Below are 25,752 nucleotides of genomic sequence, written 5' to 3'. Positions count from 1 at the left end.
GTATTTTATTTTGCAGCATCCCAGTGAGCAGGATCATTTCTCCAGGATTCCAATGTAGGAATATCTTCTTCATCGATATATCCGGTACGAAGAGCAACTTCAAGAACTGCTTCATAGTTGGTTAAAGTAACCAATTCTACGTTTGCATCCTTAAATGCTTTCACTGCAACATTGAATCCATAGGTAAATGCAGCAATCATTCCGATAACTTCACAACCGTCACGACGAATTGCTTCTACCGCTTTCAAACTGCTACCGCCAGTCGAAATCAAATCTTCTACAACAACAACCTTCATACCTGGACGAAGCTCTCCTTCAATAAGGTTCTCCAAACCGTGATCTTTCGGTGTTGAACGTACATAAACAAACGGAAGGTTCAGTTCTTCCGCAACCAAAGCACCCTGAGGGATAGCACCTGTTGCCACACCTGCAATTGCATCAACCTGGCCAAATCTTTCTAAAATCAAACGACAAATTTCTATCTTCACAAAGTTACGAAGTGAAGGATAAGAAAGAGTCTTACGATTATCACAATAGAAAGGAGATTTCCATCCGGAAGCCCAGGTAAAGGGGTTTGCCGGCTGAAGCTTAATGGCCTTAATCTTGAGTAATTTCTCAGCAAATAATCTCTCTAAAGTTTTCATAAATTTATTAACTATGTGTATCGTTGCAAAGTTACTTAAACTCATTGAAAATGGGACAAGCAAAACTATTATTTTTTCATTTATTAATATTCTTCTTTCGTTTTATCACCTGAATAATTGAATTGGTATCTATATAGCTTTTTGCACCCTTGTACAAAAGATTGCATTCTTTTGTACAGAAGAATGAATTGTTCTGTACAAAAGAATTAATTGTTTTGTACAATATAAAAACAACGTAACAAGAATAATTATTTTCAGGCAACGGCAAGTGTTATAATACTAATCTTTACATCAGACGATTCTAACAGTTTTGCGGCACAAGATACAAGGGTGGCACCTGTGGTAAGCACGTCATCTACTAGCAAAATATGCTTTCCCTGGATCTTTTCAGGAGAAGCTACCTGAAAAACATCTTTCACATTCTCCCACCGGTCAAACACACTTTTCCGAGTCTGGGTATTGTTCGACACAGATCTAACTAATGTATTCAAATCCATTGGAATACCTATTGCATGAGATATACCCAAAGCAACCCATTCACTTTGGTTGTAACCACGAACTCTCTTCCTCTTTGAATGAAGCGGAACCGGTATAACAACATCTACCCCCTTAAAGAAATCCGAAGCCAGAAGTTCATTAGCCATATAGCGCCCCATCACTTCGCCAAGTTCTTTATAGCCGTTGTATTTCAGTTTAAAAAGGATGTGCCTGTAATCGCTTCCTTTGTTATAAAAGAAGTATGAGGTAGCTTTTTCTATTTCCGCCTTTCCCCAGAAACGCTGCTCTATTTCGTTATTCGGCTGAAGATGGTAATTGGTACGCGGCATTCTTGAGTTGCACATTGTACAAACGGCCTCTTCTCCTTTCACCAGGCATCCGCCGCACACCACGCAAGAACGTGGAAACAGCAAGTTCAGAAGTGCATCAATCCATTGAATCATACTCATCGGATAGTTGCATGCATTTACGTATTATGCTCATTTCAAAGCCACGGCTAAGTGCAAACCGGATTAGTTTAGTGTTCAATTGGTAATCGTCCGAAGCATGAATTGATTTTTTCTTTGAAGCTAATAATGATCGCAGCGTATTCATATATTCTTTCTCGTCAATCTCATTCAGGCAATCACGACTCATTTCTGATGGGATTTTTTTCATATAAAGAGCCTGACTGATCTTTATCCGACCCCACTTATTGAACTTAAATTTATCGTTCACAAAAAAACGACAATATCTTTCTTCATCAATAAATCGTTCGTCAATAAGTCGCTTAAGAATTCTTTCCTTAGCATCGGCATCCACCCCCCACTGAGTAAGTTTGGTTCCAACTTCAGAAAGACAGTGCTCGGATGCAGTACAATATGCCGCTGCTTTATTCAATGCTTCTTTTTCTGTCAGTTCGCTCATCTTAATGCTTTTACTATCCTGTCTCTGCCGGATAAATCTTTTATAATTTTTGCATCACAATACCCAAGAGAAAGAAGCAGATCGGCCATCTCCTTCCCAAAAGCCTGATTTATCTCAAAATAGATTTTCCCACCGGGCGTCAACATATCAAGACCAAGTTCGGCAATCTTTCTATAAAACAACAACGGATCTTCATCAGGAACAAACAAGGCCAAAGAGGGTTCCCAATCGAGAACATTGTTCTCCATATCAGCTTTTTCAGCATTCGTTATATAAGGAGGGTTACTCACTATCACATTAAACTTCTCGCCAAAGGGCTTATATCCCAAAACATCAACCTTACTAAAGGTAACAGAAACACCTAACTTTTCGTTATTTTCTCGGGCTACTTTCAGCGCTTCGTCCGAAACATCCCATGATGAGACTTTTGCCTGTGGAAGATTCTTTGCCAGAGAGATTGCAATACAACCACTTCCGGCACCAATATCCAGAATCTTTGCAGAACAATCAACATTTTCTTTAATAATCAAGGATACAAGTTCGGCAGTCTCAGGACGGGGAATAAGAACAGCCGGAGTAACACAAAAAGTCATTCCGTAGAATTCGGTATAACCTAATATATATTGAATAGGTTCGTTTTTTTGAAGACGGGCAAGAATCTCGTCGAGTTGTTCTGCCTCATTTGCAGATAAATTAATATCTTTGCCCATATAATAATCAAGCATATTGAAATGAAATACTTCGGTAAAAATAATTTTCGTGAAGCCCTTGATTTCCGATTCAGGATATATGCCGGTCAACGCCTGCTTGATATGTAACTCAACTGCATGCATAAATTATGATTTGTTTGCAAAAGTAGAAAAATAAATGGAAAACAACAGAATTTTTACACAAGAAGAAATCTATATGGCCCGTTGCATAGAATTGGCCAGAAAAGGAAAATGTGAGGCTTCTCCAAATCCTATGGTAGGAGCTGTCATTGTGTGTGATGGTAAGATAATTGGCGAAGGATATCATCGAATATGCGGAGATGCACATGCTGAAGTAAATGCAATAAATTCTATAAAAGATAAATCAAAACTCAAACAGTCAACAATATATGTTAGTCTGGAACCTTGTTCTCACTACGGAAAAACTCCTCCTTGTGCCGATTTAATCATAGAAAAAGGGATTCCTAAAGTTGTAATAGGATGTATAGATCCTTTCGCCAAAGTAGCCGGAAGAGGTATAAAGAAGTTACAAGATGCAGGTATAGAAGTCACAGTTGGAGTTCTTGAACAGGAATGTAGCAATCTGAACAAGAGATTTATCACATTCCATTCTAAGAAAAGACCTTATATAATATTAAAATGGGCAGAATCTTCCGACGGTTTTTTAGATGTAAAAAGAACCGGTGGCCATCCTATCGCTCTTTCTACCCCCATGACCAATATGCTTGTACATAAAAGACGCGCCGAAGTTGATGCTATTATTGTAGGAACAAGAACCGCTCTTTTAGACAATCCTACGCTTAGCGTACGAAACTGGTACGGAAAAGATCCGCTCCGTGTTGTAATAGACAGAACCTTAAAAATTCCCGAAAATTTCCATCTGCTGGATGATAAAATAAAAACATGGATCGTAACAGAAAAAGAACATATTAACAGCAATAACACATGTTATAAGAAACTTCCATTTACTGACGATCTTTTACCTGAGTTATTAGCAGAACTTCACAGGAATAACATCCAGTCAATCATGGTAGAAGGAGGAAGTGTGTTGTTACAATCATTTATCGATAAAAACTTATGGGATGAAGCATTTATTGAGAAATCGGCCATAATTCTAAATGATGGAATAAAGGCTCCGCACATCAACGGAAAAAGACATTTTATAGATTTCCATTTTTGCGTTCCAATATTACATTATTATAACGGAAATAATGTACCCGCGCTCTAATAATAGAATATTTGTCGAGAAAAACACACTTATTATCTATAAATATTTATAAAACTTGCCCTGAATGTTCAATTGAGAGAAAAAACTTTCTATTTTTGCAATTTGTAAATAAGCATTTTATGATCAAATATACAATAATTTGATTTAAGATGTAATTATTGAAAAAAAACAGCGTTTTATAGGAAAACAAACTTATAAATAATGTAGGTATGAAATTTATCAATAAAACGCTCATTTTTATATTGTTAGCCTTGTTTACACCTATATTTATCCATGCACAGGAGAATGAATATAGAATGGAAGCAGGAGGATTGCTTGGAGGTAGTTTTTATATGGGAGACGCAAATAATTCTGCCCCTTTTAAAGACTTACAATTTGCTGGTGGCGTTATGGCAAGATATGTATTGAATCCGCACATGGCAATAAAGACGAACTTAACAATAGGAAAAATATCCGGTAATACGGAAAATTTTGAAAACAAATACCCTGAGGGTAAGCAAGTGAGTTTCAGTCGGAATATTTATGATTTAGGCACTCAATTTGAATACAACTTCCGGGGATATGGAATAGGCCACGAATACAAAGGCTATAAAAGGTTTACGCCTTATTTATTGGGAGGAGTTGGATTAACTTTTGCACCTGCAACAGCAAAAGATGTTTTTACAGTAAACTTTCCAATTGGTATAGGAATTAAATATAAATTTGCCAAAAGGCTAAATATTGGTTGCGAAATGACTATGAGATTTAGTTTATCTGATAATCTGGATGTAACCAATGCGGATGGGTTAATATTAAATGATCCATACGGTATAAAAGGAAAGGGATTTAAGAATAAGGACAGTTATTCTTTTACAACAGTATTCATTACTTATGATCTTTTTCCTAAATGCAAAAAATGTAATAATTAAAAGAATTTATGCCATATAAAGAAGAAATAGATATTAATCGGATACCCGGGCATATCGCAATAATAATGGACGGTAATGGAAGATGGGCAAAACAACGTGGACATGAACGAAGTTTTGGACATCAGGCAGGAGCTGAAACTGTACATATTATTGCCGAAGAAGCAGCAAGGTTAGGGGTTAAGTTCCTTACTTTATATACTTTCTCAACAGAAAACTGGAACAGACCAGCCAATGAAGTATCTGCTATCATGAAACTATTGCTGGACTCTATTGAGGAAGAGATTTTCATGAAAAACAATATTAGCTTCCGGATAATAGGTGATATGAACACATTACCGGAAGATGTGAAAATAAGCTTGAATAACTGCATTGAAAGAACATCGGGCAATACCGGCATGTGTATGGTATTGGCACTTAGCTACTCATCCCGATGGGAAATCATAGAAACAACTAAACAGATTGCTAAAGAAGTACAGCAAGGAAAACTTTCCATTGATCAGATTACTGATGAATGCATTTCTTCTCATCTTGCTACATACTTTATGCCAGATCCCGACCTGTTAATAAGAACTGGAGGAGAACTGCGCTTAAGCAATTATTTGTTGTGGCAAAGTGCTTATTCAGAACTTTATTTTTGCGATACATTCTGGCCTGATTTCAGAGAAGAAGAATTTAGGAAAGCAATTTGTGAGTATCAAAAAAGAGAACGCCGCTTCGGCAAAACTAGTGAACAAATATAAAATAAATAAAATGCATTATCGTATTTCCCGAATACTACTATTTATCAGCCTGTTTTTCTTTACACTATCAGGCTTTGCACAAGAAAAAAGCAATTCAGAGAAGTCTGACAAGCCAGTTATTCTTTATTCCGCGACTCCGAAGAAATATGAAATTGGAGGAATAACCGTTTCAGGTGTTAAAGATCAGGAGGATTACTTACTCATAGGTTTATCTGGTCTGTCTGTCGGACAAGTTGTTTCTGTTCCTGGTGACGAAATTACACAAGCCGTCAAAAGATATATGCGGCATGGGCTTTTTTCTGATGTTCATATATATGCTACAAAAATAGAAGGCGATAAAGTATATTTGGAAATTGCGCTGAAACAACGCCCTCGTATATCGGAAATCCATTACCATGGAATTAAAAAATCAGACAGGGAAGATCTGGAAGCTAAATTAGGATTGGCTAAGGGAAGTCAGATTACTCCGAATCTTGTTGACCGTGCAAAAACCATAATCAAAAGACACTTTGACGACAAGGGATTCAAAAATGCAGAAGTTGTTATTGTTCAACGAGATGACGTATCAGATGAAAACAAAGTAATTGTTGACGTCAACATTGATAAAAAAGATAAAGTAAAAGTTCACAAAATAACAATCGAAGGGAATTTAGCGATTAAAGCCAACAAGCTGAAACGCGTAATGAAAAAGACTAACGAAAAAGGCAAAATACTGAACCTTTTCCGTACAAAGAAGTTTGTGAACGAAAAATATGAAGAAGACAAACAGCTTATCATTGACAAGTATAACGAATTGGGATACCGTGATGCACGTATTGTTGTTGATAGTGTTACTCCGTATGATGATAAAAGTGTAGACGTATACATGAAAATAGCTGAAGGAGATAAATATTATCTGAGAAAAGTAACCTGGGTAGGTAACACTCTATACACTACTGATTACTTAAACTTCTTACTTCGCATGAAGAAAGGTGATGTTTACAACCAGAAGTTACTTGGCAAACGTACTTCATCTGATGATGATGCTATCGGCAACTTGTATTATAATAATGGTTATCTTTTTTACAGACTTGACCCTGTAGAAGTAAACGTTGACAACGATTCTATTGACCTTGAAATGAGAATCTATGAAGGTCGTCAGGCTACACTGAACAAAATCAAGATTAATGGTAACGACCGCTTATATGAAAATGTTGTTCGTCGTGAACTTCGTACTAAGCCAGGACAACTATTCAGCAAAGAAGACCTTGAAAGATCTATGCGTGAAATTTCTCAGATGGGGCATTTCAACCCAGAGAATATCAAACCAGATATCCAACCAGATGAAGCTAACGGAACTGTAGATATTGCTTACAACCTGGAATCTAAAGCTAACGACCAGGTAGAGTTCTCTGCCGGTTGGGGACAGACCGGTGTAATCGGTAAATTAAGTCTGAAGTTTACAAACTTCTCAATAGCTAACTTATTCCACCCGGGAGAAAACTATAGAGGTATTCTTCCTCAAGGTGACGGACAGACTTTAACAGTCAGCGGACAGACTAACGGTAGTTACTATCAATCATACAGTTTATCATTCTTTGATCCTTGGTTTGGAGGAAAGCGTCCTAACTCATTCTCTGTCTCTGCTTTCTACTCAAAACAGACTGATATCAATAGCCGCTATTATAGTTCTCTTTATTCAAACAGCTATTACAATAGTCTTTATAGTGGATATGGAGGATATGGTAATTACGATTATGCTAACACTAAGAACATGTATGATAAGAGCAAATCTATTCAGATGTTTGGTCTTTCGGCTGGTTGGGGAAAACGTTTAAGATGGCCTGATGATTATTTCACTCTATCTGCAGAATTATCATATCAGAAATATATTCTTAAGGATTGGCAATATTTCCCTGTTACAAATGGTAATTGTAACAACATCAGCATGAAAATTGCTCTTGCAAGAAGTTCTTCTGACAATCCTATTTATCCACGTCGTGGTTCTGAATTCTCATTATCTGTTCAGTTTACACCTCCTTATTCTATGTTTGATGGAATAGACTACGGTTCATACAACACAAGCAATCAGAAAGACATGAACAAAATGCACAAGTGGATTGAGTATCATAAGTGGAGTTTTAAATCCAAAACTTATACTGCATTAACAGACGGTGCGAAATGTCCAGTCTTAATGACCAGAGCTGATTTTGGATTCTTAGGTCACTATAACAGCAATAAAAAATCACCTTTTGAAACATACGATATGGGAGGTGACGGTATGACTGGATATTCTTCATACGCAACAGAAAGTGTAGCTCTACGTGGATACGAAAACAACTCACTTACCCCTACAGGATTGGCTGGTTATGCTTATACACGTTTTGGTCTTGAATTGAGATATCCGTTGATGTTGCAATCATCAACCAGTATCTATGCTCTAAGTTTTGTTGAAGCTGGTAATGCATGGCACGATGTAAAGAATTTCAATCCATTCGATCTGAAACGTTCTGCAGGTGTCGGTGTTCGTATCTTCTTACCTATGATTGGTATGATGGGTATCGACTGGGCATATGGATTCGATAAAGTATTTGGTTCAAAACAATATGGAGGCAGTCAATTCCACTTTATCTTAGGACAGGAATTCTAATTTATTAATATTAAAACCGAAAAGTTATGAAAAAGTCTATTCTTTTTTCGATGCTGTTATTTGCCTTTTCAATAGCTGCCAATGCACAAAGATTTGCTTTGATTGACATGGAATATATTTTAAAGAATATCCCAGCCTATGAAAGAGCTAACGAACAATTAAATCAAATTTCTAAGAAGTGGCAAAGTGAAGTTGAGACTTTAACTAATGAAGCTCAAAAATTGTATAAGAACTATCAATCAGAAGCTGTATTTCTTTCTGAAGAACAAAAAACCAAGAAAGAAAATGAGATTGTAGAAAAAGAGAAAGCTGCCGGAGAACTGAAACGTAAATATTTTGGTCCTGAAGGGGAATTGTTTAAAAAGCGTGAAAGTTTAATAAAACCTATTCAAGACGAAATCTACAATGCGGTTAAAACAATAGCTGAAACCAAAGGCTACTCCGCTATTATTGACAGAGCATCGGCTTCTAGCATTATATTTGCATCACCACAAATAGATATTAGCAATGATGTTCTTACAAAATTAGGATATTCAAATTAATTTCATACATTTGCATCCAGTATTAAACTGTAATCATTAATAAAAAATAGAATTATGCTTAAAAAAATTGCCTTACTATTATTGTTAGCTCTTCCTCTTGGAGCTTCTGCTCAAACGTTCAAGTTTGGACACATGAAATTCGCTGATATTATTACCATTATGCCTGAGTATATTAAGGCACAAGCTGATTTGCAGGCACTGCAAAAACAATATACCACAGAGATTAAAAGAACTTCCGACGAATTTAATAAGAAATATGCTGAATTTGTAGCAGCAAAAGATACATTACCACAAAACATTTCTGAAAGAAGACAAAAAGAATTGCAGGATATGGCTCAAAGAGGTCAGGAATACGAGCAACAAGCTCAACAAGAACTACAAAAGGCTCAGGAAGAAAAAACTGCTCCTATCTTTAAGAAACTGGAAGATGCAATCGCTGCTGTAGGACAAGCTGAAGGATATACTTATATCTTTGATGTAAGTAACAAAACAACTATTCCTTTCTTTAACGAAAAAGTAAGTATCGACGTTACTCCAGCTATCAAAGCTAAATTAGGAATTAAATAATTAGTTCATAGATATTACGAAATTAAAAAGGATGATAATAATATCATCCTTTTTCTATATAATAGAATATAGTCTTTTTTAATATAAAGCCAGATGGAAAAAGAATTATCAAAAACAGCAGGTGCAATCGGAGTATTCGACTCAGGATATGGTGGATTAACTATTTTAAATCAAATTAGGCAGGTTCTACCTGAATACGATTATATCTATCTGGGCGATAATGCAAGAACCCCTTATGGTACACGCTCTTTTGAAATTGTGTATGAGTTCACATTACAAGCTGTAAACAAACTCTTTGAGATGGGATGTCATCTGGTTATTCTTGCCTGCAACACAGCTTCGGCAAAAGCTCTCCGAAGCATCCAAATTAACGATTTACCCAATATAGATCCTAATCGTAGAGTTTTGGGTGTTATTCGTCCAACAGTAGAATCTATTGGAAGCATAACTCAATCAAAACATGTAGGAGTATTGGCGACCTCTGGAACAATAAACTCCGGCTCTTATCCTTTAGAGATTCATAAACTCTATCCAGACATAGTTGTTAGTGGCGAGGCTTGTCCTATGTGGGTTCCATTAGTAGAAAATAAAGAATATGATTCTCCTGGAGCTGACTATTTTGTAAAGAAGCATATTGAAAATCTAATTAAAAAAGATACCGAAATTGACACTATCATTCTAGGATGCACACATTACCCTCTTCTTCTAACAAAGATCAATCAATTTTTACCAAAGGGAATCACTGTTGTATCTCAAGGTGAATATGTTGCCGAAAGTCTAAAAAGTTATTTAAGAAGACATCCAGAGATGGATACTCTTTGCACAAAGAATGGTAAATGTAAATTCATAACCACAGAATCAGAAACAAAATTTTCAGAGTCTGCTTCAGCATTTCTAAACGAAGAAATCTCAGTAGAAAAGGTTGTAATTGAGTAATTTAGCACGTATTTAGATAAATATATATCCTCAATAGTTGTAACTTCAAATAATTTAATATTGAAAATTATTTTCATGTAACAATAAAATAACATATCTTTGACATAAATATAAAATTATATACTGAATAACACAGAAAAAAATGCCAAAGATTACCCCACTCAAAAAGCGAGGAGCAACCTTCTTTATTTTTCTTTTCTTACTTGTTTTTAACTACACAAACTGTTACAGTGACACAATTGTTCCAAAATTAGATGGACAAACTGCATCATCCGTTGGATGGACGTTGAACAATTTATCAAGAAAAACTGATTACTGGCTCATGAATAGTAGTGATTCATATGCAGAGACCACACAGTTCTATGACCTCTCAGTTTTCACAGAGATTAGCATTACATCTAAAATTGGGACATTTTCTGATTACAAATGTTCCTCTACTAAACTTGAAATTTCAGAAGACGGCATAAACTGGACACAACTCCAAAATAACTCATTTTCTGCCACCTCAACAGGAACTATATTCACATTTACAAATACGCTCTCTTATAAACATGCTAAAATAAGGCTAAGCTCAATAAATGCCAATGTGAATGCTGGTCCTAAAATACTAAGTATTGAAATAAAAGGAACAGCGAGGTTCATTTCTACACCAATTTCAAAGAGTGCTAATAATATTACGAATAGCTCTTTTACCGCAAATTGGAACAACTGCGATAATGCAACCGATTATATACTTAATGTATATAGCAAGACAACAGGTAACTACGAAAAAACAATATTAAACGAAGACTTTAGAGAACAAGTAAAATACGAGGAATACATAGATTTAGCAACATATCTTCCTAAATGGAGCGGAGATCTTATAAAGGTAGTAACATCTGACTCTGAAACTGAAAAATTCTTAAGAGTTGGAGTGTCAAATACAGCAGGATACATTCAAACCCCAACACTCAATTTATCTGGTAATAGTGGAAATTTTGAACTTAGTTTTGACATAGGAACTGTCAGTATCAGCAAGGCCACAACTGTTAACCTCTATGTCAATAACAATCTTATAAAAAATATAGCTGTTAATCCATCAAGTCAATTAGCAACTCAACACTTCAGTTACCCTCTGACAGGTGGAACAAACAACTGTATAATAAAGTTTCAGGGAGGTATGAAAAATAACTATGGATTTGTAATAGACAACATAAAAATAACACAAGTTCTTGACAGTATAGAAACTTCACTCTCTGGCTTTCCTAAGCAAGTTGGAAACACAACATCATACACAATAGATGATCTTAGTCAAAACACGAACTATAATTATACAGTAAAAGCAACTAATGGATATATAACCACAAATGAGTCTGAATCAGTATGTCTAAAAACACTGCCCGATGATCAACAAATAGTTGAAGCAGATGAGGTGAAGATATACAATGACGAAACTATAAATGGAGACTTACGCATAATAGATGGAGCTAAAATAAATGGGAAAGTTACTGTTAAAGGAGAAATATCTTATGTTTGCAGATTTACACCAGACAAATGGCATAGCTTTTCACTCCCATTTATTCCAAAAGTTGTAGGAGGCTATATTAATGGTATAGCATACGCTTTAAGGCCTAACCATGACTATTTTCTAAAAAGTTACCAAAATGAGAAGTTTGTCAATAGCGCATTCAATGGCAGTGGATATATAATAAAAGTCTTACCCAATATTGATAATGGAGAACTATTTTTCTTTTCTGAGAAAGGAATAACACTCAATGAAAACAATAATATCTATTCAATTAGCAACGGGTATACACACTTAGGTAACCCGTATACATATAGTATCAGTCCAAAAGAACTTGTTTCTGCAGATAAATACTACTGTCTAAAAAACAATAAATTCGTTGAAAGTGATGAAGATCTACTGCCATTTCAGTCATTCATCGTCTATAAAGGCACTAAGCTTAACCAAACATCATACGAGATTTCAATCGAACCCGAAAGTGTTGGTATCACAACAGCTAAATCTAAAGAAATAAAAACTTGGCAGAACGAAGGAAACTTATGGATTACAGGCACCGAAGATGAAATTAACATCTATTCTGCTCAGGGTAAGCTTGTTTATACAGGATACAACGATGGAAAAACACCAATACAACTTCTTCCTGGTATGTATTTAATAAGAACGAATGATTCAATCACCAAAATAATTATCAAATAACAATTTATGACTATGAAAAAAATTTTAATTTGCTATTTCTTCTATATGATGGGTATTGGTATTACAACAGCTAAGGCTTACGATAGCAGTGGTTCATTCTCTTTATATTCAAACAGTCCTTATGCAGAAGATAATACAGCAGAAGAGGTAGAACCAGAAAATGCGCCAGTAGATGGAGGAACAATAATTTTATTATCAATGGCAGCAATATACGCTTATAGGATCTATAGAAAATCAAAGAAAGAAATACAATCTAACTAATAATATTACTGGCCTGCAAAGAATATAAATAGAGATTCTTTGCAGGCCAGTAACATATTAAAGAGTTCTTATTTTACAAGCAGCCGTTTACTCAGATAACGAACTGGATACCAAACAGAAAGGTACCCAACAACCAAGACTGTGATAAAAATAAGCAATATATCTAACGGGCGAACGCTCACAGGATATGCATCAACAACAAAAGTTCCATGAGAGCCACCTAATGAGATTATTCCATATTTTTGCTGAATATAACAAAGTACTAGCCCTAGAATAATACCAATTACAGCACCAATCGTTGAAATCATTCTACCTTCGAAAAGAAAAATACGCGCTATTAATTTATCATTTGCACCCAAATTGCGAAGCGTCTCAACATCATTCTTTTTATCAATAATAAGCATTGAAAGCGATCCAATCACATTAAAGCATGCAATCATCAAAATAAAGGTCAAAAAAAGATATGAAATAAATTTTTCAATCTTCATAATACGAAAAACATCAGCTTGTTGCTCGTATCTATCTTTTACAACAAATGAGTCGCCAAGAATTTGCTTTATATCGCTCTTTACCTTGTCTACATTTGCTTCAGGCTTTAGCTTTAATTCAATAGCTGACGCCTCAGTAGTATAATGGAACAGCCTTCGCGCAAAATCAAGAGATGTTAGTATATACGAGCCATCATATTTAAGTTGCTTAACAATAAAGACAACACCTGGAGAATAAAGGTACTGCATATTAAATGAGGCTGCAGGATTTGCCATATTCACTTTTGCATCCCTTATCGGAGCATAAACTTCCAACGGATCAACAAACTTGACTCCAGAACTTAATTTGGAAACCAGTTCAACCCCCATTACACAATAATCCACAATGGAATCATGAAGCATAAATCGCCCATTGCCATAAAGGATACTATCAATCTTTGTCAGCTCCTCAAAATTATCCTGAACCCCTTTTATCACAGCCATAGCCTGACGCCCTTTATACTGCACCATAGCATTTTCTTCAAGAGTTTCAGTAAACACTGCAACATCCTTTAAAGTACGTATTTTTTGGATACGTTCATCCTTTGTATCAAAAGTCTTTCCATGGGCCACAGTTATTTTAATTTGCGGATCGAAAGCTGTAAAGAAAGAGGCTACCATATCCTGAAAGCCATTAAACACAGATAGGGTGCAAACCAAAGCAAGTGTAGCAAGGGCAACTCCACAAACGGATATTGCAGAAATTATATTAATAGCGTTATGAGATTTTTTAGAAAAAAGATAACGCTTAGCTATGTAAATAGGAAAATTCACGATATTATTTCAACAAAGAATCAATTTTTTCAATATAGTCAAGCGAATCATCTATAAAGAATTTCAGTTCTGGAATAATCCTCAACTGATGACGTACACGAGTTCCTAGTTCAAAACGAATAGACTTCATGTTATCATTTATATTCTTTACTAACTCAGTTCCTTTGTCTGAAGGAAAAACGCTCAGATATACACGAGCAATACTCATATCAGGACTGATTCTTACTGCACTTACTGAAACCAGAACTCCCTTCATTGATTTTGTCTGCAACAAGAAGATATCACTCAGCTCCTTTTGGAGTAAACGGGCTATTTTATTTTGTCTGGTAGTTTCCATTATTTCTATTTTTTTCTGATAATTGTTAATCCGTCTCTCAACGGTAAAATTACTTTTTCAACTCTTTTATCGAGAGCAATATAATCATTAAAGTTCTTAATCCCAATCGTTTGGTAATCATTACTCTTTGGTTCTTCCAGAACATGACCGTCCCAAAGTGTATTATCAGCTATAATATAACCACCATCAGATAATTTGGAAAGAACCAATTCATAATATTCAATGTAATTTCTCTTATCTCCATCAACAAATGCCAAATCAAAGGTGATATCCATAGAAGGAAGAAGTTGTAAAGCATCACCTATATAAAATTTAATTTTATCTGCTACAGGAGAGTTTTCTAACCATGGACGGGTAAAATCTTCTTGTTCATCATTGATTTCAAAAGTATGAAGCATTCCTCCTTCTTTCAAGCCTTCGGCTAAACATATAGCGGAATATCCACTATATGTTCCAATTTCCAATATATGTTTGGGACGAATCATTTCAACAAACATCTTTAGCATTCTGCCCTGCAAATGGCCTGAAGCCATTCTTGGTCGCAATAATTTCACATGAGTATCTCTGTATAGAGCGTGAAGATAATCTCCTTCGTCGTCAATGTGCTCAAGAATGTACTGTTCTAATGATTCGTCATAAGTATTCATCATTCAAGAAAACTTGGCAACAGATATTTATCTGCTTTCTTTAAAATATCTTCTACTTTATTTATTTCCAGGAATGTAGTACCGCCGCCTTCGCCGTGACTTCCACTAAGATAAGCAACCATATCATCTACAAACACTCTTTTTTCATTCATCAGCAATTTCAATGCTTCAAAGAAATAAGCCTGAGCATTAGCCTTCTCTTCCTGGAAGATAGGCAAAACTCCATAAGAAAGAGCAAGACGGCGCATTGCTTTTTCATTGTAACATATAGCAATAACAGGATATTTTCCACGGAAAGCAGCCAAATTTCTAGCAGTTCTGCCAGTATAGCTATCAGTTATTATTGCACGAATATTCATTTTAGCAGTAGCTTTAACTGCTTGTTTAGCTAAGAATTCTGTAACATCCGGATGGTCAGAGAAAGGTATACGAATGTCATTTTCTGCCAACTTATCTTTTTCAGCCTCTTCGGCAATCTTAGCCATAGTTTTCACTGCTTCAACCGGATATTTTCCGTAAGCAGTTTCACCACTTAGCATCAAAGCATCAGTACGATAATAGATAGCATTTGCAATATCTGTAACCTCGGCACGAGTTGGACGAGGATTATTTATCATAGTGTGAAGCATTTGAGTAGCAACAATCACCGGTTTCTTTGCCAATACACATTTACGGATCAAATCGCGTTGAATACCCGGAATCTTCTCCTGAGGAACTTCAATACCCAAATCTCCTCTGGCAATCATCACACCATAAGCAACTTCCAAAATCTCATCGATATTATCTACACCTTCCTGATTTTCTATTTTGGCAATAATCTTAATATCACTGTTATGTTCATCAAGAATCTTCTGAATATCCAAAACATCTTGCTTATTACGAACAAACGAATGAGCAATGAAGTCAATATCCTTTTCAATAGCAAAAAGAATGTTATTTCTATCCTTTTCTGTTAGCGAAGGTAAGTTGATACGTACTCCCGGAACATTTACACTTTTTCTGCTTCCTAGAGTTGTTTCATTCATTATTTCAGCTTCCAAATAGCCATCACACTTCTTAATTACGTGCAGATCAAGATCTCCATCATCTATTAGAATTTGGCCGCCTTCTGATAAATCGCGCACAAAATTTGGATATGAAACTGCAATACAATCATGAGTCGTTTCAGCTGAAGGATCGCCAATAATGCGCACCTTTTCACCTATTTTAAAATCTATCGGAGCAGCACAAGCAGTTGTTCTGACTTCTGGACCTTTGGTGTCTATAAGAATAGCAATCTTATTAGAGACTGTTCTAACATTATTGATAATCTCCTCAAGACCTTCAGTTCCAGCATGAGCCGTATTCATACGAACTACATTCATCCCTGCTTCATACAATTTAGTAAGAAAGTCAACATCACAACGTCTGTCTGAAATCGATGCTACAATTTTTGTATGCTTTTTCATAAAAATTAATACGTTTAGTTTTCCTTTATATTTATAATTATACCTTTCATTTTAATTTGGCAAGCAATGCTTCCAAAGCCAAACGATAAGAATCAAGTCCAAACCCACAAATCACCCCAAGACAAGCAACTGAAATCATAGAAACATGACGGAACGATTCGCGAGCATGCACATTAGAGATATGCACTTCTATCACTGGTGATTTAATTGCTCTTATGGCGTCCTGGAGAGCTATTGAAGTATGAGTGTAAGCTCCCGCATTTAGAATAATGCCATCAAAATCAAAACCTACTTCATGAATTTTATTAATCATTTCTCCTTCCACATTTGACTGGAAATATTGGATCTCAATATCCGGATATTTTTCGCATAGATCTTTAAGATATTCTTCAAAAGAAACTGCGCCATAAATAGAAGGCTCACGTTTACCTAATAGGTTGATATTAGGTCCATTTATAATTTGTATTCTCATAAAACCAACAATTCTACTTAATTCAATATCTTTGCGTGGACTATTTATCAAGGTGCAAAGGTAGAAAAAAGAAATGAAAATAAATAATAAAAGAGATAATAACGACAAAAACAGACTGTTAATAAAGAAATATGAGCAGTATTTACTCTTAGAGAAGGCCTATTCAAGGAATACTCTGGATGCCTATTTGAGCGATTTAGATAAGCTACTTAGCTTTCTAATGCTAGAAGATATAGAAATAGAGGATGTAGCCTTAGACAATTTACAAAATTTTGCAGCCGGGCTGCATGATATTGGGATACACCCTCGTTCACAAGCACGCATTATTTCGGGCATAAAATCGTTTTATCGCTTTTTAATTCTGGATGATTATATAGAATCAGATCCAACAGAATTACTGGAATGCCCTAAGATAGGCTTTAAGCTACCAGATGTTTTATCAGTTCAGGAAATCGACTCCATGATTTCAACAATTGATTTAGGGAAAAAGGAAGGACAACGAAACAGGGCTATTTTAGAAACACTTTATAGTTGTGGGCTTCGTGTTTCAGAGCTCATCAACTTGAAACTTTCAGAATTATACTTTGATGAAGGTTTTATCAAAGTAGAAGGCAAAGGAAATAAGCAACGACTTGTCCCCATATCTCCCCGAGCCATCAAGGAAATAAAAAACTATTTTATAGATCGTAACACCATCAAAATTAAAAAGGATTTTGAAGATTATCTTTTCATAAGCAGAAGAGGTACAAGCCTTTCCCGCATTATGGTTTTTCACATAATCAAAGAGCAAGCAGAGATTACAGGGATCAAGAAGAACGTTAGTCCACACACCTTCCGTCATTCCTTTGCTACCCATCTGTTAGAAGGGGGAGCAAATCTTCGTGCAATTCAATGCATGCTCGGGCACGAATCAATTACAACCACAGAAATATATACTCATATAGACCGCAATATGCTTAGAAGTGAGATAATTGAACACCATCCACGAAACATCAGATATCGAGAAAAACAGAATATTATAGTTAAAGAAGCAGAAAACAAAGATTGTTTACCAGATAAAACGTAATAAAAGCACCATATTATCATACACAGCAGCAAGAAAATACGTATAAGATTTGCCAATATATTTAAGTTTTAATATCTTTGTCCGAGTTTCTGTTCATAAGTGAATGTTCAGAGTTACAAATGATTTCAATTACAAACATTTAATTTATATCAAAAAAAACATGGTTAAGAAGTTGTATTTGCCATTACTTATGGCTTTAGTTGTTGCACTTTCTTCTTGTGGAAAGATGGGTGCATTATCATCTGAATACTTCACAACTAATCCTCAAGTTTTAGAGGCTGTTGGAGGTAAAGTTCCAGTAACAATTAACGGCAAGTTCCCTGAAAAGTATTTCAAGAAAAATGCTGTTGTAGAAGTTACTCCAGTTTTAAGATGGAATGGTGGTGAGGCTAAGAGTCAACCAGCTGTTTTCCAAGGTGAAAAAATTGAAGGTAATGATCAGACTATCTCTTACAAGATGGGTGGTAATTACACAATGAAAGGTAATTTTGATTATGTTCCTGAAATGGCTAAGTCAGAATTATATTTAGCATTCAATGTAAAACAAGGAAAAAAGACTATTAGCATTCCTGACGTAAAGGTTGCTGATGGTGTTATCTCAACTTCTGAATTAATCAACAACACTTTATCAAGTGCAAACACTGCTGGTTCTGAAGATGCATTCCAACGCATTATCAAACAAGCTCAGGAAGCTAAGATCATGTTCCTTATCCAACAAGCCAACCTTCGCACCAGCGAATTGAAATCTGCAAGCATTGCTGATTTCCAAAAAGCTGTAACAGAAGCTAACGCTGACACTAAAGGAAAGAAAATCAACAATATCGAAATTTCTGCTTACGCATCTCCAGATGGTGGTATGGACTTAAATACTGGTCTTGCTGAAAAACGTGAAGCTAACACAGCTAAATACTTGAACAAAGAACTTAAGAAAGGTAAAGTAAACGCAACTGTAGATTCTAAATATACAGCTGAAGACTGGGAAGGTTTCCAGGAACTCGTTTCTAAATCTAACATCCAGGATAAAGATCTTATCCTTCGCGTTCTTTCTATGTATCAGGATCCTCAACAAAGAGAAACTGAAATCAAGAATCTTTCTACAGTATTCAAAAATCTTGCTGACGAAATCCTTCCTCAGTTAAGACGTTCACGTTTAACTTTGAACTATGATCTTATTGGTAAATCTGATGAAGAAATCACAACTTTTGCTAACGAAGATGCAAGCAAACTTAACATCGAAGAATTACTTTACGCTGCAACATTAACTAAAGATAATTCTAAAAAAGAAGCTATCTACAAAAAAGCTACAGAATTATATTCTAACGATTACCGTGCATATAACAACTTAGCTGCGCTTGCTTTCCAAAATGGTGATACTTCTAAAGCTCAATCTTATTTAGCTAAAGCTGCTAATTTGAAATCAGCTCCTGAAGTTAACATGAACTTAGGTTTGGTAGCATTGAAGAATGGCAATAAATCAGCTGCTGAATCTTTCTTCGGCAAAGCTGCTGGTGCTAAATCATTGAACGAATCACTTGGTAACTTATATGTTTCAAGAGGTGAATATGACAGAGCTGTAAGTTCATTCGGCGATTCAAAAACAAACAGTGCTGCTCTTGCTCAGATCCTTGCTAAGGATTACAACAAAGCAAAGAACACTCTTTCTAACGTTGAAACTCCAGATGCTTACACTGACTACCTGATGGCTATCTTAGGTGCAAGAACAAACAATGCTTCTATGGTAACTAGCAGCTTGTCAAGCGCAGTTAAGAAAGATGCTTCTTTAGCTAAGAAAGCTGCAACTGACTTAGAATTTGCAAAATTCGCAACTAACTCTGATTTCCTTAGCATTATCAAATAATAAGGAACAGAATTATTATAACTAATAATATTATCGGGGGCATCTGTTTATTCAGATGTCCCCGATTTTTTTTTATATTTGTAAAAAAACATGTTAGCCATATAGCGGCATAAAACTAATTTGTTACATTTGCAGAAAAAATATTTAGCATGAAAAAAGTTAGTATTATCATTACATTGATGCTATGTTTATTTAGCTGTACAAGCAAAAACAAGAAGATTGTTATTGAAGGGGATATTGATGGCTTAAAAAATGAAATGATTTTAGTTTATGGAGCAGATAGAAATGGAGATGCATTAGATACTATAAAAGCCAAAGATGGAAAGTTCAAATATCAAGCACCTGTTGATACTTTAACTCAGGTAGTGCTACTTTTCAGCAATATGGAAGAATGTGTTGTTTTTGCTAATAAAGGCGACAAAATAAAGATAAGTGGTGATGCTTCTTCATTAGATTTACTCAAAGTCAGTGGTAATGATCAGAATGAAGAAATGAATGATTTCAAAGAAAGCATAAGCGACATATCTAAATCCACAAGCAAAATAAGAAAAGATTTATTCACTGCTTACACATCCGGGAATGAGACAAAGTACAATGATTTATTACAATCACCGGAATTAACCAAATATACCAAAGAAATAAAAGATAAAGCAAGTGCTTTTATAGGTGCACACTCATCTTCACCTGTTAGTGTTTACCTTTTGGACCGTTATTTTGTACAGGAGCAAAATCCTGATATTAAGAAAATCAAAGAATTAGCAAACAGAATAACCGGCGATCTTAAAAATGCTCCTTATATGCAGCAAATTTTACGATTTATAAATAATGAAGAGACTGTTTCTGATGGTAAAAAGGCTCCTTACTTTAATATTATAAATGCAAAAGGAGAGTCTGTCAATCTTACCCAATTCACCGGTAAGTATCTGCTTCTTAACTTTTGGGCTTCATGGAGCAATTCATCAAAAAAAGAGAATTCTATAATTAATTCTATTTATAAACGATTTGGCAAGAACCATTTTTCCATAGTCAACATATCATTAGATACTGATAAAAAACAATGGAACGATGCAATAAAAAGAGACTCACTTGCCGGAGAACAAATATGCGATTTCTTTGGATGGAGTTCTACTACAGCTCAACAATACGGCATAGAATCTTTGCCGGCAAATGTTCTAATTGATCCCCAAGGAATTATTATAGCCCGCAACTTAAAAGAAGCTGAGCTGAACAAAAGATTAGGAGAACTTTTCATCGAGAACAAAACCGCAAACTAAAAAACATTTATGCTTGTAAAGGTATTCGGAGCTGCTGTTCAAGGGATAGACGCTACAGTTATAACTATTGAAGTGAACAGCACAAGAGGATGCATGTTCCATCTTGTAGGATTACCCGATTCGGCAGTAAAGGAGAGCCATGAACGTATCCTTTCGGCTTTACAGGTGAACGGTTACAAGTTCCCGACTTCACAAATAGTCATAAACATGGCTCCGGCAGATATCCGCAAGGAAGGATCGGCTTATGATTTACCTTTAGCCATTGGAATGATGGCGGCAAAAGAGAATGTATCAACAGAGAAGCTGGGCAAATACATTATTATGGGTGAACTAAGTCTGGACGGTAGTCTGCAAACCATCAAAGGTGCATTGCCTATTGCAATCAAAGCACGCGAAGAAGGTTACGAAGGACTGATCGTTCCCCGGCAAAATGCCAAAGAAGCTGCAGTTGTTAATAACCTGAAAGTTTACGGAGCTAACAACATTAAAGAGGTGATGGGTTTCTTTAATGGAGAAGAGACACTTGAACAGACTGTTGTAAATACCCGCGAAGAGTTTTATGCTCAACAAACCTCTTTTGAGTTTGATTTCTCGGATGTAAAAGGACAGGAAAATGTAAAGCGTTCTCTTGAGGTTGCGGCCGCTGGTGGGCATAATCTTATAATGATCGGTGCTCCAGGCAGTGGAAAATCTATGATGGCAAAACGACTTCCTTCCATCTTACCTCCGCTATCTTTGGGCGAAAGTCTGGAAACAACCAAAATTCATTCGGTTGCAGGGAAATTAGGAAAAGATACTTCATTGATTGCCAAACGACCTTTCCGAAGCCCTCATCATACTATTTCTCAAGTCGCAATGGTCGGTGGTGGGGCGTACCCCCAGCCTGGCGAAATCAGCCTAGCTCATAATGGGTTACTTTATCTTGATGAGCTGGCAGAATTCAATAGAAGTGTGCTTGAAGTTCTTCGCCAACCGCTTGAAGACAGAACTATATCTGTTTCAAGAGCAAAATATAGTATTGATTATCCTGCCGGATTCATGATGATTGCTTCAATGAATCCTTGTCCGTGTGGTTACTACAATCACCCAACCAAAGCTTGTGTATGCAGCAGTGGACAAGTACAAAAGTACCTGAATAGAATATCGGGACCGCTTTTAGATAGAATAGATATACAGGTTGAGATTGTACCTGTGCCATTTGAAAAGATATCCGACAAAAGAACATCCGAACCAAGTTCTGCTATAAGAGAACGGGTAATAAAAGCACGCCAGATTCAGGAACAACGATATGCCGATTACCCCGGAGTGTATTGCAATGCACAAATGAGCACAAAGTTGCTTCATACTTTCGCCGAACCGGATAGCACCGGATTAACCCTTCTAAAGAATGCCATGAACCGGTTAAACCTATCGGCTCGGGCTTACGATCGTATATTAAAAGTTTCGCGTACCATTGCCGATCTTGATGGCAGTGAAAAGGTAAAATCAGCTCACCTGGCAGAAGCTATCAGTTATCGAAATCTGGATAGAGAAAGCTGGGCCGGATAATAACTCAACGGTAAACCTGAATAGAAAAGCCTGATTGTAAAACCTGAGGATACAATATTTAATAGACAATGAATATGACCAGATTTATATTTTCGTTACTATTTTGTTCGGTTATTGCGTGCACCTTGCATGGGCAGAATCTGAAAATAAAGAATATAGCTATCTCTCGTGTTATTACTAAAATAGAAAATAACGTTCACAAGAAGGATGAGAACAAAGGGCCAAGAGCATATTTCAAGATTGAATTAGAAAATAATACAGATACAGTACTTGTACTAGATCCCGCTCATTCTAAATTCATGCTTCAATTCAGGTATAATGGACTTGATTACAAGAGAAAAGTTCTTTCTGTATTCCTGAGCTCATTCAATGAAATAAAAGAGATACGCCTTAAGCCCAATGAAAAATACCCTGTTGAATTTGGAATCCATATATTCTCGGGAACTAGTCTGATTAAAGAAAAGAAAAACAAAAAGAACTGCTACGATTATTCTCAGGAAATGCTAAAAGCATTACCTACACTACAACTGCAGTATATGGACCCGGATTTGAGAATCATTTCAGGAAAGATAGAAAATATTGAAACTGAAGATTATATCTACATTCCAAAGAAAACAACCAAGCACTAAAAAAAATATCTGAAGAACCTCTGTCCTTCAGATATCTTATATACCACCCTAACCAGTTTTTATTACTGAATATCGCTCTATACAGTAATTTAGATACCGGGTACAATATCTACTTTTGCATAAATGCAATTACCACACTATTACTGCATAGAGAAATTCATATTTATCATTTATTAACTAAATATTCAACCTTTAAGGCTTCATTCTTCAGACTCTACTTCTCAATCCGTATACGGGCATCCACAGCAATAACATCCTTATTAGTTGCCAGCAACGGGTTAATATCCATCTCTTTTATCTCTGTTGCAAAACGAAGCAAGGTTGATAAACGAACAATTATTTCAGCAAACTTATCTTCATTTACCCCTTTCTGACCACGGGTTCCCTGAATAATTTTATATGCCTTCAAAGAGCGAATCATAGAATATGCTTCTTCATAAGATAATGGAGCAAGACCGGATGATACATCTTTCAGCACTTCCACAAAGATTCCTCCCAATCCGCAAAGAACCACATGCCCGAACTTTTCCTCGTATTTAGCTCCGATAAATAATTCCGTGCCTTTCAACATGGGTTGAACCATTATAGCTGTCACCTCCGGAAGTTTCATCATCCGTTCAAAGTCGAGTGCCAGGTGCTGTTCCGATTTTATATTTAATGCAACACCGCCAATATCCGATTTGTGTATAGGACCAACCACTTTCGCCACCACAGGGAAACCACATTTCCGTGCAAAAGCAAGTATTTCTTCTTTATCTGCAGAAACAAATTCTTCTACGACAGGAATGCCAGCCGAGCGTAATAAGTCCTGCACAAGACGGGGTTCTATATATCCATTGTCCTGAATGGAATCTATAATCCTTCGAATATGGGGGATATCAACTCCGAAGAGTTCTATTTCCTTCACGGCAGGTTGAGGAACATTCATTATCCGTATTAAAGCAGTGCCCAACGTTACCTCATCAGCAAAGTTTACATGTCCTTTTTTCAGGAAGGCATCCACTTCTTTCCCCGCAGTATGCAAAGAAGGAAGTACAGGGAATACAGGTTTCTTGCAGGTTAGCATCTTCTGATGGAGAACATCATAGGCTTCAAACATGGAGACCAATCCGGGAGTTCCGAAGATTACCAGAATAGCATCTATCTCTTCAAACTTCTCTTCGCAATAATCGATAGTAAGACCCAGATGTTCAGGTGTTCCTGTTGCCAGAATATCAATCGGATTCCCCACTGCAGCTCCAGGAAACAGCTTCCCTTTCAGTTCATCGGCCAATTCACCTTCAAGTTTAGGAACATTGAGTCCGCCTTTTGATAATGCATCGGTCAGCATTACTCCAGGACCTCCGGCATGGGTAACGATTGCAAAATTCTTTCCTTTTAAAGGAGGAAGAGTGAAAATACAACCAACTGTTGTAAGTTCCTCACGGGAATAGCAGCGAACAATACCCGCTTTACGGAACAAAGCCTCAACAGCCGAGTCCGAACTGGCAATAGCTCCGGTGTGTGATGATGCAGCTCTGCTCCCACTCTCTGAACTTCCCGATTTAATAGCAGCAATACGGCATCCTTTACGGATTAATGAAGATGCATGAATCAGTAATCTATCAGGGTCCTTGATACTTTCTATGTATATCAGCTTTATCTTTGAATCTGTTTCCGGGTTAAAAGTTTCGTCCATGTATTGCAGCACATCTTCCACCCCAATTTGTTTGGCATTGCCCACTGACCATACGGAATTAAACTGTAGACCTTTGGTTACTGCACTCTCCAAAATAAAAACCGCCGTAGCTCCGGAACTTGAAATAAGATCCACTCCCTTTGGATTAAGCAGCGGAATAGGTTTTGTAAAGACACTGTGATGCCAGGTATTCATTAACCCTATGCAGTTTGGCCCAATCAATGAAGCTTCATACTTATTCACCGTTTCGAGAATGGCATCTTCCAACAAAGCACCTTCATGAGTTTCTTCGCCGAAGCCGGCAGATAAGATAATAAAAGCACGAACCTGCTTGTCGCGAGCCAAAGTCTCAACAGTAGCCGGGCACATTCCTGCAGGAATTGCCAGAATAGCCAGATCCGTTTCAGGAATCTCAGAAACATCCGAATACGATTTTATTCCTTGCACCTCGTTTTCTTTTGGATTCACTGCCCTAAGCTCTCCCTGATAACCGCCCGAAATAAGATTCCGAAGTATTGCCCCTCCGGGTTTATGAACATTATTTGAAGCCCCCACTACTACTATACTTTGTGGATGCAGTAACTCTTTTGTTATCATAAAATGTATATTTTTCGTTTTTTTATAGAAAACAAAGTTAGCAATTTTGTGAAATTATCCATCTGTCACCAGTTCTTTTTCACCTCACCCTGAAATATTTATCAACACATAAGATTAAACTAACCAAT

General features: G+C 36.3%; 24 protein-coding genes. 14 read left to right on the top strand and 10 right to left on the bottom strand.

Features of this window, described 5'->3' with window-relative positions:
- Window positions 1–5: 5 nt before the first annotated feature.
- From pyrE to prmC, 4 genes are all read right to left on the bottom strand, one after another.
- Window positions 6–644 carry an orotate phosphoribosyltransferase gene (gene pyrE / locus BUC21_RS10825; RefSeq protein WP_073402227.1) on the bottom strand — a complete coding sequence of 213 codons (639 nt, stop codon included), beginning with the start codon at window positions 642–644 and terminating at the stop codon, window positions 6–8.
- Window positions 645–898: 254 nt separating this feature from the next.
- Window positions 899–1,585 carry a ComF family protein gene (locus BUC21_RS10815; RefSeq protein ID WP_073402506.1) on the bottom strand — a complete coding sequence of 229 codons (687 nt, stop codon included), beginning with the start codon at window positions 1,583–1,585 and terminating at the stop codon, window positions 899–901.
- Complete coding sequence (locus BUC21_RS10810) at window positions 1,569–2,048, bottom strand: regulatory protein RecX (RefSeq protein WP_073402222.1); 480 nt, start codon at window positions 2,046–2,048, stop codon at window positions 1,569–1,571. Before BUC21_RS10810 ends, BUC21_RS10815 begins: the two co-directional genes overlap by 17 nt.
- A complete protein-coding gene (gene prmC, locus BUC21_RS10805) occupies window positions 2,045–2,881 on the bottom strand; it encodes a peptide chain release factor N(5)-glutamine methyltransferase (RefSeq protein WP_073402220.1) in 837 nt (278 codons plus the stop codon). Before prmC ends, BUC21_RS10810 begins: the two co-directional genes overlap by 4 nt.
- 34 nt (window positions 2,882–2,915) lie before the next feature.
- Here prmC and ribD point away from each other — a divergent pair, with 34 nt between their 5' ends.
- From ribD to BUC21_RS10760, 9 genes are all read left to right on the top strand, one after another.
- Window positions 2,916–3,986, top strand: coding sequence for a bifunctional diaminohydroxyphosphoribosylaminopyrimidine deaminase/5-amino-6-(5-phosphoribosylamino)uracil reductase RibD (ribD, locus tag BUC21_RS10800; RefSeq protein WP_073402217.1), 1,071 nt, complete (start codon window positions 2,916–2,918; stop codon window positions 3,984–3,986).
- A 209-nt stretch (window positions 3,987–4,195) separates the two neighbouring features.
- Window positions 4,196–4,894 carry a type IX secretion system protein PorG gene (porG, locus tag BUC21_RS10795; RefSeq protein ID WP_073402214.1) on the top strand — a complete coding sequence of 233 codons (699 nt, stop codon included), beginning with the start codon at window positions 4,196–4,198 and terminating at the stop codon, window positions 4,892–4,894.
- A gap of 8 nt (window positions 4,895–4,902) precedes the next feature.
- Window positions 4,903–5,634 (top strand): isoprenyl transferase, encoded by a 732-nt coding sequence (locus tag BUC21_RS10790; RefSeq protein WP_073402211.1) that lies wholly within the window; start codon window positions 4,903–4,905, stop codon window positions 5,632–5,634.
- A gap of 10 nt (window positions 5,635–5,644) precedes the next feature.
- Complete coding sequence (gene bamA, locus BUC21_RS10785; RefSeq protein WP_073402207.1) at window positions 5,645–8,263, top strand: outer membrane protein assembly factor BamA; 2,619 nt, start codon at window positions 5,645–5,647, stop codon at window positions 8,261–8,263.
- A gap of 26 nt (window positions 8,264–8,289) precedes the next feature.
- A complete protein-coding gene (locus BUC21_RS10780; RefSeq protein ID WP_073402205.1) occupies window positions 8,290–8,805 on the top strand; it encodes an OmpH/Skp family outer membrane protein in 516 nt (171 codons plus the stop codon).
- Window positions 8,806–8,859: 54 nt separating this feature from the next.
- Complete coding sequence (locus BUC21_RS10775; RefSeq protein WP_073402202.1) at window positions 8,860–9,372, top strand: OmpH/Skp family outer membrane protein; 513 nt, start codon at window positions 8,860–8,862, stop codon at window positions 9,370–9,372.
- A gap of 93 nt (window positions 9,373–9,465) precedes the next feature.
- Window positions 9,466–10,308 (top strand): glutamate racemase, encoded by an 843-nt coding sequence (gene murI / locus BUC21_RS10770; protein ID WP_073402199.1) that lies wholly within the window; start codon window positions 9,466–9,468, stop codon window positions 10,306–10,308.
- A 142-nt stretch (window positions 10,309–10,450) separates the two neighbouring features.
- Window positions 10,451–12,508 carry a fibronectin type III domain-containing protein gene (locus tag BUC21_RS10765; protein ID WP_073402196.1) on the top strand — a complete coding sequence of 686 codons (2,058 nt, stop codon included), beginning with the start codon at window positions 10,451–10,453 and terminating at the stop codon, window positions 12,506–12,508.
- A gap of 12 nt (window positions 12,509–12,520) precedes the next feature.
- Entirely contained in the window at window positions 12,521–12,769 is a 249-nt protein-coding gene (locus tag BUC21_RS10760; protein ID WP_139261404.1) for a hypothetical protein, read from the top strand.
- Window positions 12,770–12,837: 68 nt separating this feature from the next.
- Here BUC21_RS10760 and BUC21_RS10755 read toward each other — a convergent pair whose 3' ends face one another.
- Genes BUC21_RS10755 through aroQ form a run of 5 tightly spaced genes read right to left on the bottom strand, consistent with a single transcriptional unit; the run spans window position 12,838 to window position 16,974 of the window.
- Window positions 12,838–14,070: an FtsX-like permease family protein gene (locus BUC21_RS10755; protein ID WP_073402191.1), complete on the bottom strand. Its 1,233-nt coding sequence runs from the start codon at window positions 14,068–14,070 to the stop codon at window positions 12,838–12,840.
- Window positions 14,071–14,074: 4 nt separating this feature from the next.
- Window positions 14,075–14,407, bottom strand: coding sequence for a 30S ribosome-binding factor RbfA (gene rbfA, locus BUC21_RS10750; protein ID WP_073402188.1), 333 nt, complete (start codon window positions 14,405–14,407; stop codon window positions 14,075–14,077).
- Between the two features lie 5 nt (window positions 14,408–14,412).
- Window positions 14,413–15,054, bottom strand: coding sequence for an O-methyltransferase (locus tag BUC21_RS10745; protein ID WP_139261418.1), 642 nt, complete (start codon window positions 15,052–15,054; stop codon window positions 14,413–14,415).
- Window positions 15,054–16,502, bottom strand: a complete 1,449-nt coding sequence (gene pyk / locus BUC21_RS10740; protein ID WP_073402182.1) for a pyruvate kinase — start codon at window positions 16,500–16,502, stop codon at window positions 15,054–15,056. The genes BUC21_RS10745 and pyk overlap by 1 nt, the downstream gene beginning before the upstream one ends.
- Before the next feature lie 46 nt (window positions 16,503–16,548).
- The gene (gene aroQ, locus BUC21_RS10735; protein WP_073402504.1) at window positions 16,549–16,974 is read right to left on the bottom strand and encodes a type II 3-dehydroquinate dehydratase; all 426 of its coding nucleotides are present in this window, start codon (window positions 16,972–16,974) and stop codon (window positions 16,549–16,551) included.
- Between the two features lie 73 nt (window positions 16,975–17,047).
- Here aroQ and xerD point away from each other — a divergent pair, with 73 nt between their 5' ends.
- The 5 genes from xerD (at window position 17,048) to BUC21_RS10710 (ending at window position 23,349) form a co-directional block, all read left to right on the top strand.
- Window positions 17,048–18,040: a site-specific tyrosine recombinase XerD gene (gene xerD / locus BUC21_RS10730; protein ID WP_073402179.1), complete on the top strand. Its 993-nt coding sequence runs from the start codon at window positions 17,048–17,050 to the stop codon at window positions 18,038–18,040.
- 160 nt (window positions 18,041–18,200) lie between these two features.
- On the top strand, window positions 18,201–19,898 hold the full coding sequence (locus tag BUC21_RS10725) for a tetratricopeptide repeat protein (RefSeq protein ID WP_073402502.1): 1,698 nt from the start codon (window positions 18,201–18,203) through the stop codon (window positions 19,896–19,898).
- 149 nt (window positions 19,899–20,047) lie between these two features.
- Entirely contained in the window at window positions 20,048–21,172 is a 1,125-nt protein-coding gene (locus BUC21_RS10720; RefSeq protein WP_073402176.1) for a TlpA disulfide reductase family protein, read from the top strand.
- 9 nt (window positions 21,173–21,181) lie between these two features.
- The gene (locus BUC21_RS10715; protein WP_073402173.1) at window positions 21,182–22,720 is read left to right on the top strand and encodes a YifB family Mg chelatase-like AAA ATPase; all 1,539 of its coding nucleotides are present in this window, start codon (window positions 21,182–21,184) and stop codon (window positions 22,718–22,720) included.
- 74 nt (window positions 22,721–22,794) lie between these two features.
- Window positions 22,795–23,349 (top strand): hypothetical protein, encoded by a 555-nt coding sequence (locus BUC21_RS10710; protein ID WP_139261402.1) that lies wholly within the window; start codon window positions 22,795–22,797, stop codon window positions 23,347–23,349.
- A gap of 214 nt (window positions 23,350–23,563) precedes the next feature.
- Here BUC21_RS10710 and BUC21_RS10705 read toward each other — a convergent pair whose 3' ends face one another.
- Complete coding sequence (locus BUC21_RS10705; RefSeq protein WP_073402167.1) at window positions 23,564–25,624, bottom strand: acetate--CoA ligase family protein; 2,061 nt, start codon at window positions 25,622–25,624, stop codon at window positions 23,564–23,566.
- Window positions 25,625–25,752 lie beyond the last annotated feature (128 nt).

This window comes from Bacteroides luti, assembly GCF_900128905.1.
Taxonomy (GTDB): domain Bacteria; phylum Bacteroidota; class Bacteroidia; order Bacteroidales; family Bacteroidaceae; genus Bacteroides; species Bacteroides luti.
The sequence above is the reverse complement of the archived record's forward strand: the minus strand, read 5'-3'. Positions and strand labels throughout refer to the sequence as shown.

What these genes read in the sequence shown, in the direction of transcription:
- rbfA (WP_073402188.1), bottom strand. Translation starts at nt 14,407, where the DNA reads ATGGAAACTACCAGACAAAATAAAATAGCCCGTTTACTCCAAAAGGAG.
- prmC (WP_073402220.1), bottom strand. Translation starts at nt 2,881, where the DNA reads ATGCATGCAGTTGAGTTACATATCAAGCAGGCGTTGACCGGCATATAT.
- BUC21_RS10705 (WP_073402167.1), bottom strand. Translation starts at nt 25,624, where the DNA reads ATGATAACAAAAGAGTTACTGCATCCACAAAGTATAGTAGTAGTGGGG.
- BUC21_RS10775 (WP_073402202.1), top strand. Translation starts at nt 8,860, where the DNA reads ATGCTTAAAAAAATTGCCTTACTATTATTGTTAGCTCTTCCTCTTGGA.
- BUC21_RS10715 (WP_073402173.1), top strand. Translation starts at nt 21,182, where the DNA reads ATGCTTGTAAAGGTATTCGGAGCTGCTGTTCAAGGGATAGACGCTACA.
- BUC21_RS10710 (WP_139261402.1), top strand. Translation starts at nt 22,795, where the DNA reads ATGACCAGATTTATATTTTCGTTACTATTTTGTTCGGTTATTGCGTGC.
- BUC21_RS10790 (WP_073402211.1), top strand. Translation starts at nt 4,903, where the DNA reads ATGCCATATAAAGAAGAAATAGATATTAATCGGATACCCGGGCATATC.
- BUC21_RS10780 (WP_073402205.1), top strand. Translation starts at nt 8,290, where the DNA reads ATGAAAAAGTCTATTCTTTTTTCGATGCTGTTATTTGCCTTTTCAATA.
- BUC21_RS10745 (WP_139261418.1), bottom strand. Translation starts at nt 15,054, where the DNA reads ATGAATACTTATGACGAATCATTAGAACAGTACATTCTTGAGCACATT.
- BUC21_RS10720 (WP_073402176.1), top strand. Translation starts at nt 20,048, where the DNA reads ATGAAAAAAGTTAGTATTATCATTACATTGATGCTATGTTTATTTAGC.
- xerD (WP_073402179.1), top strand. Translation starts at nt 17,048, where the DNA reads ATGAAAATAAATAATAAAAGAGATAATAACGACAAAAACAGACTGTTA.
- BUC21_RS10815 (WP_073402506.1), bottom strand. Translation starts at nt 1,585, where the DNA reads ATGATTCAATGGATTGATGCACTTCTGAACTTGCTGTTTCCACGTTCT.
- murI (WP_073402199.1), top strand. Translation starts at nt 9,466, where the DNA reads ATGGAAAAAGAATTATCAAAAACAGCAGGTGCAATCGGAGTATTCGAC.
- BUC21_RS10725 (WP_073402502.1), top strand. Translation starts at nt 18,201, where the DNA reads ATGGTTAAGAAGTTGTATTTGCCATTACTTATGGCTTTAGTTGTTGCA.
- aroQ (WP_073402504.1), bottom strand. Translation starts at nt 16,974, where the DNA reads ATGAGAATACAAATTATAAATGGACCTAATATCAACCTATTAGGTAAA.
- pyrE (WP_073402227.1), bottom strand. Translation starts at nt 644, where the DNA reads ATGAAAACTTTAGAGAGATTATTTGCTGAGAAATTACTCAAGATTAAG.
- ribD (WP_073402217.1), top strand. Translation starts at nt 2,916, where the DNA reads ATGGAAAACAACAGAATTTTTACACAAGAAGAAATCTATATGGCCCGT.
- BUC21_RS10765 (WP_073402196.1), top strand. Translation starts at nt 10,451, where the DNA reads ATGCCAAAGATTACCCCACTCAAAAAGCGAGGAGCAACCTTCTTTATT.
- BUC21_RS10760 (WP_139261404.1), top strand. Translation starts at nt 12,521, where the DNA reads ATGAAAAAAATTTTAATTTGCTATTTCTTCTATATGATGGGTATTGGT.
- pyk (WP_073402182.1), bottom strand. Translation starts at nt 16,502, where the DNA reads ATGAAAAAGCATACAAAAATTGTAGCATCGATTTCAGACAGACGTTGT.
- porG (WP_073402214.1), top strand. Translation starts at nt 4,196, where the DNA reads ATGAAATTTATCAATAAAACGCTCATTTTTATATTGTTAGCCTTGTTT.
- bamA (WP_073402207.1), top strand. Translation starts at nt 5,645, where the DNA reads ATGCATTATCGTATTTCCCGAATACTACTATTTATCAGCCTGTTTTTC.
- BUC21_RS10810 (WP_073402222.1), bottom strand. Translation starts at nt 2,048, where the DNA reads ATGAGCGAACTGACAGAAAAAGAAGCATTGAATAAAGCAGCGGCATAT.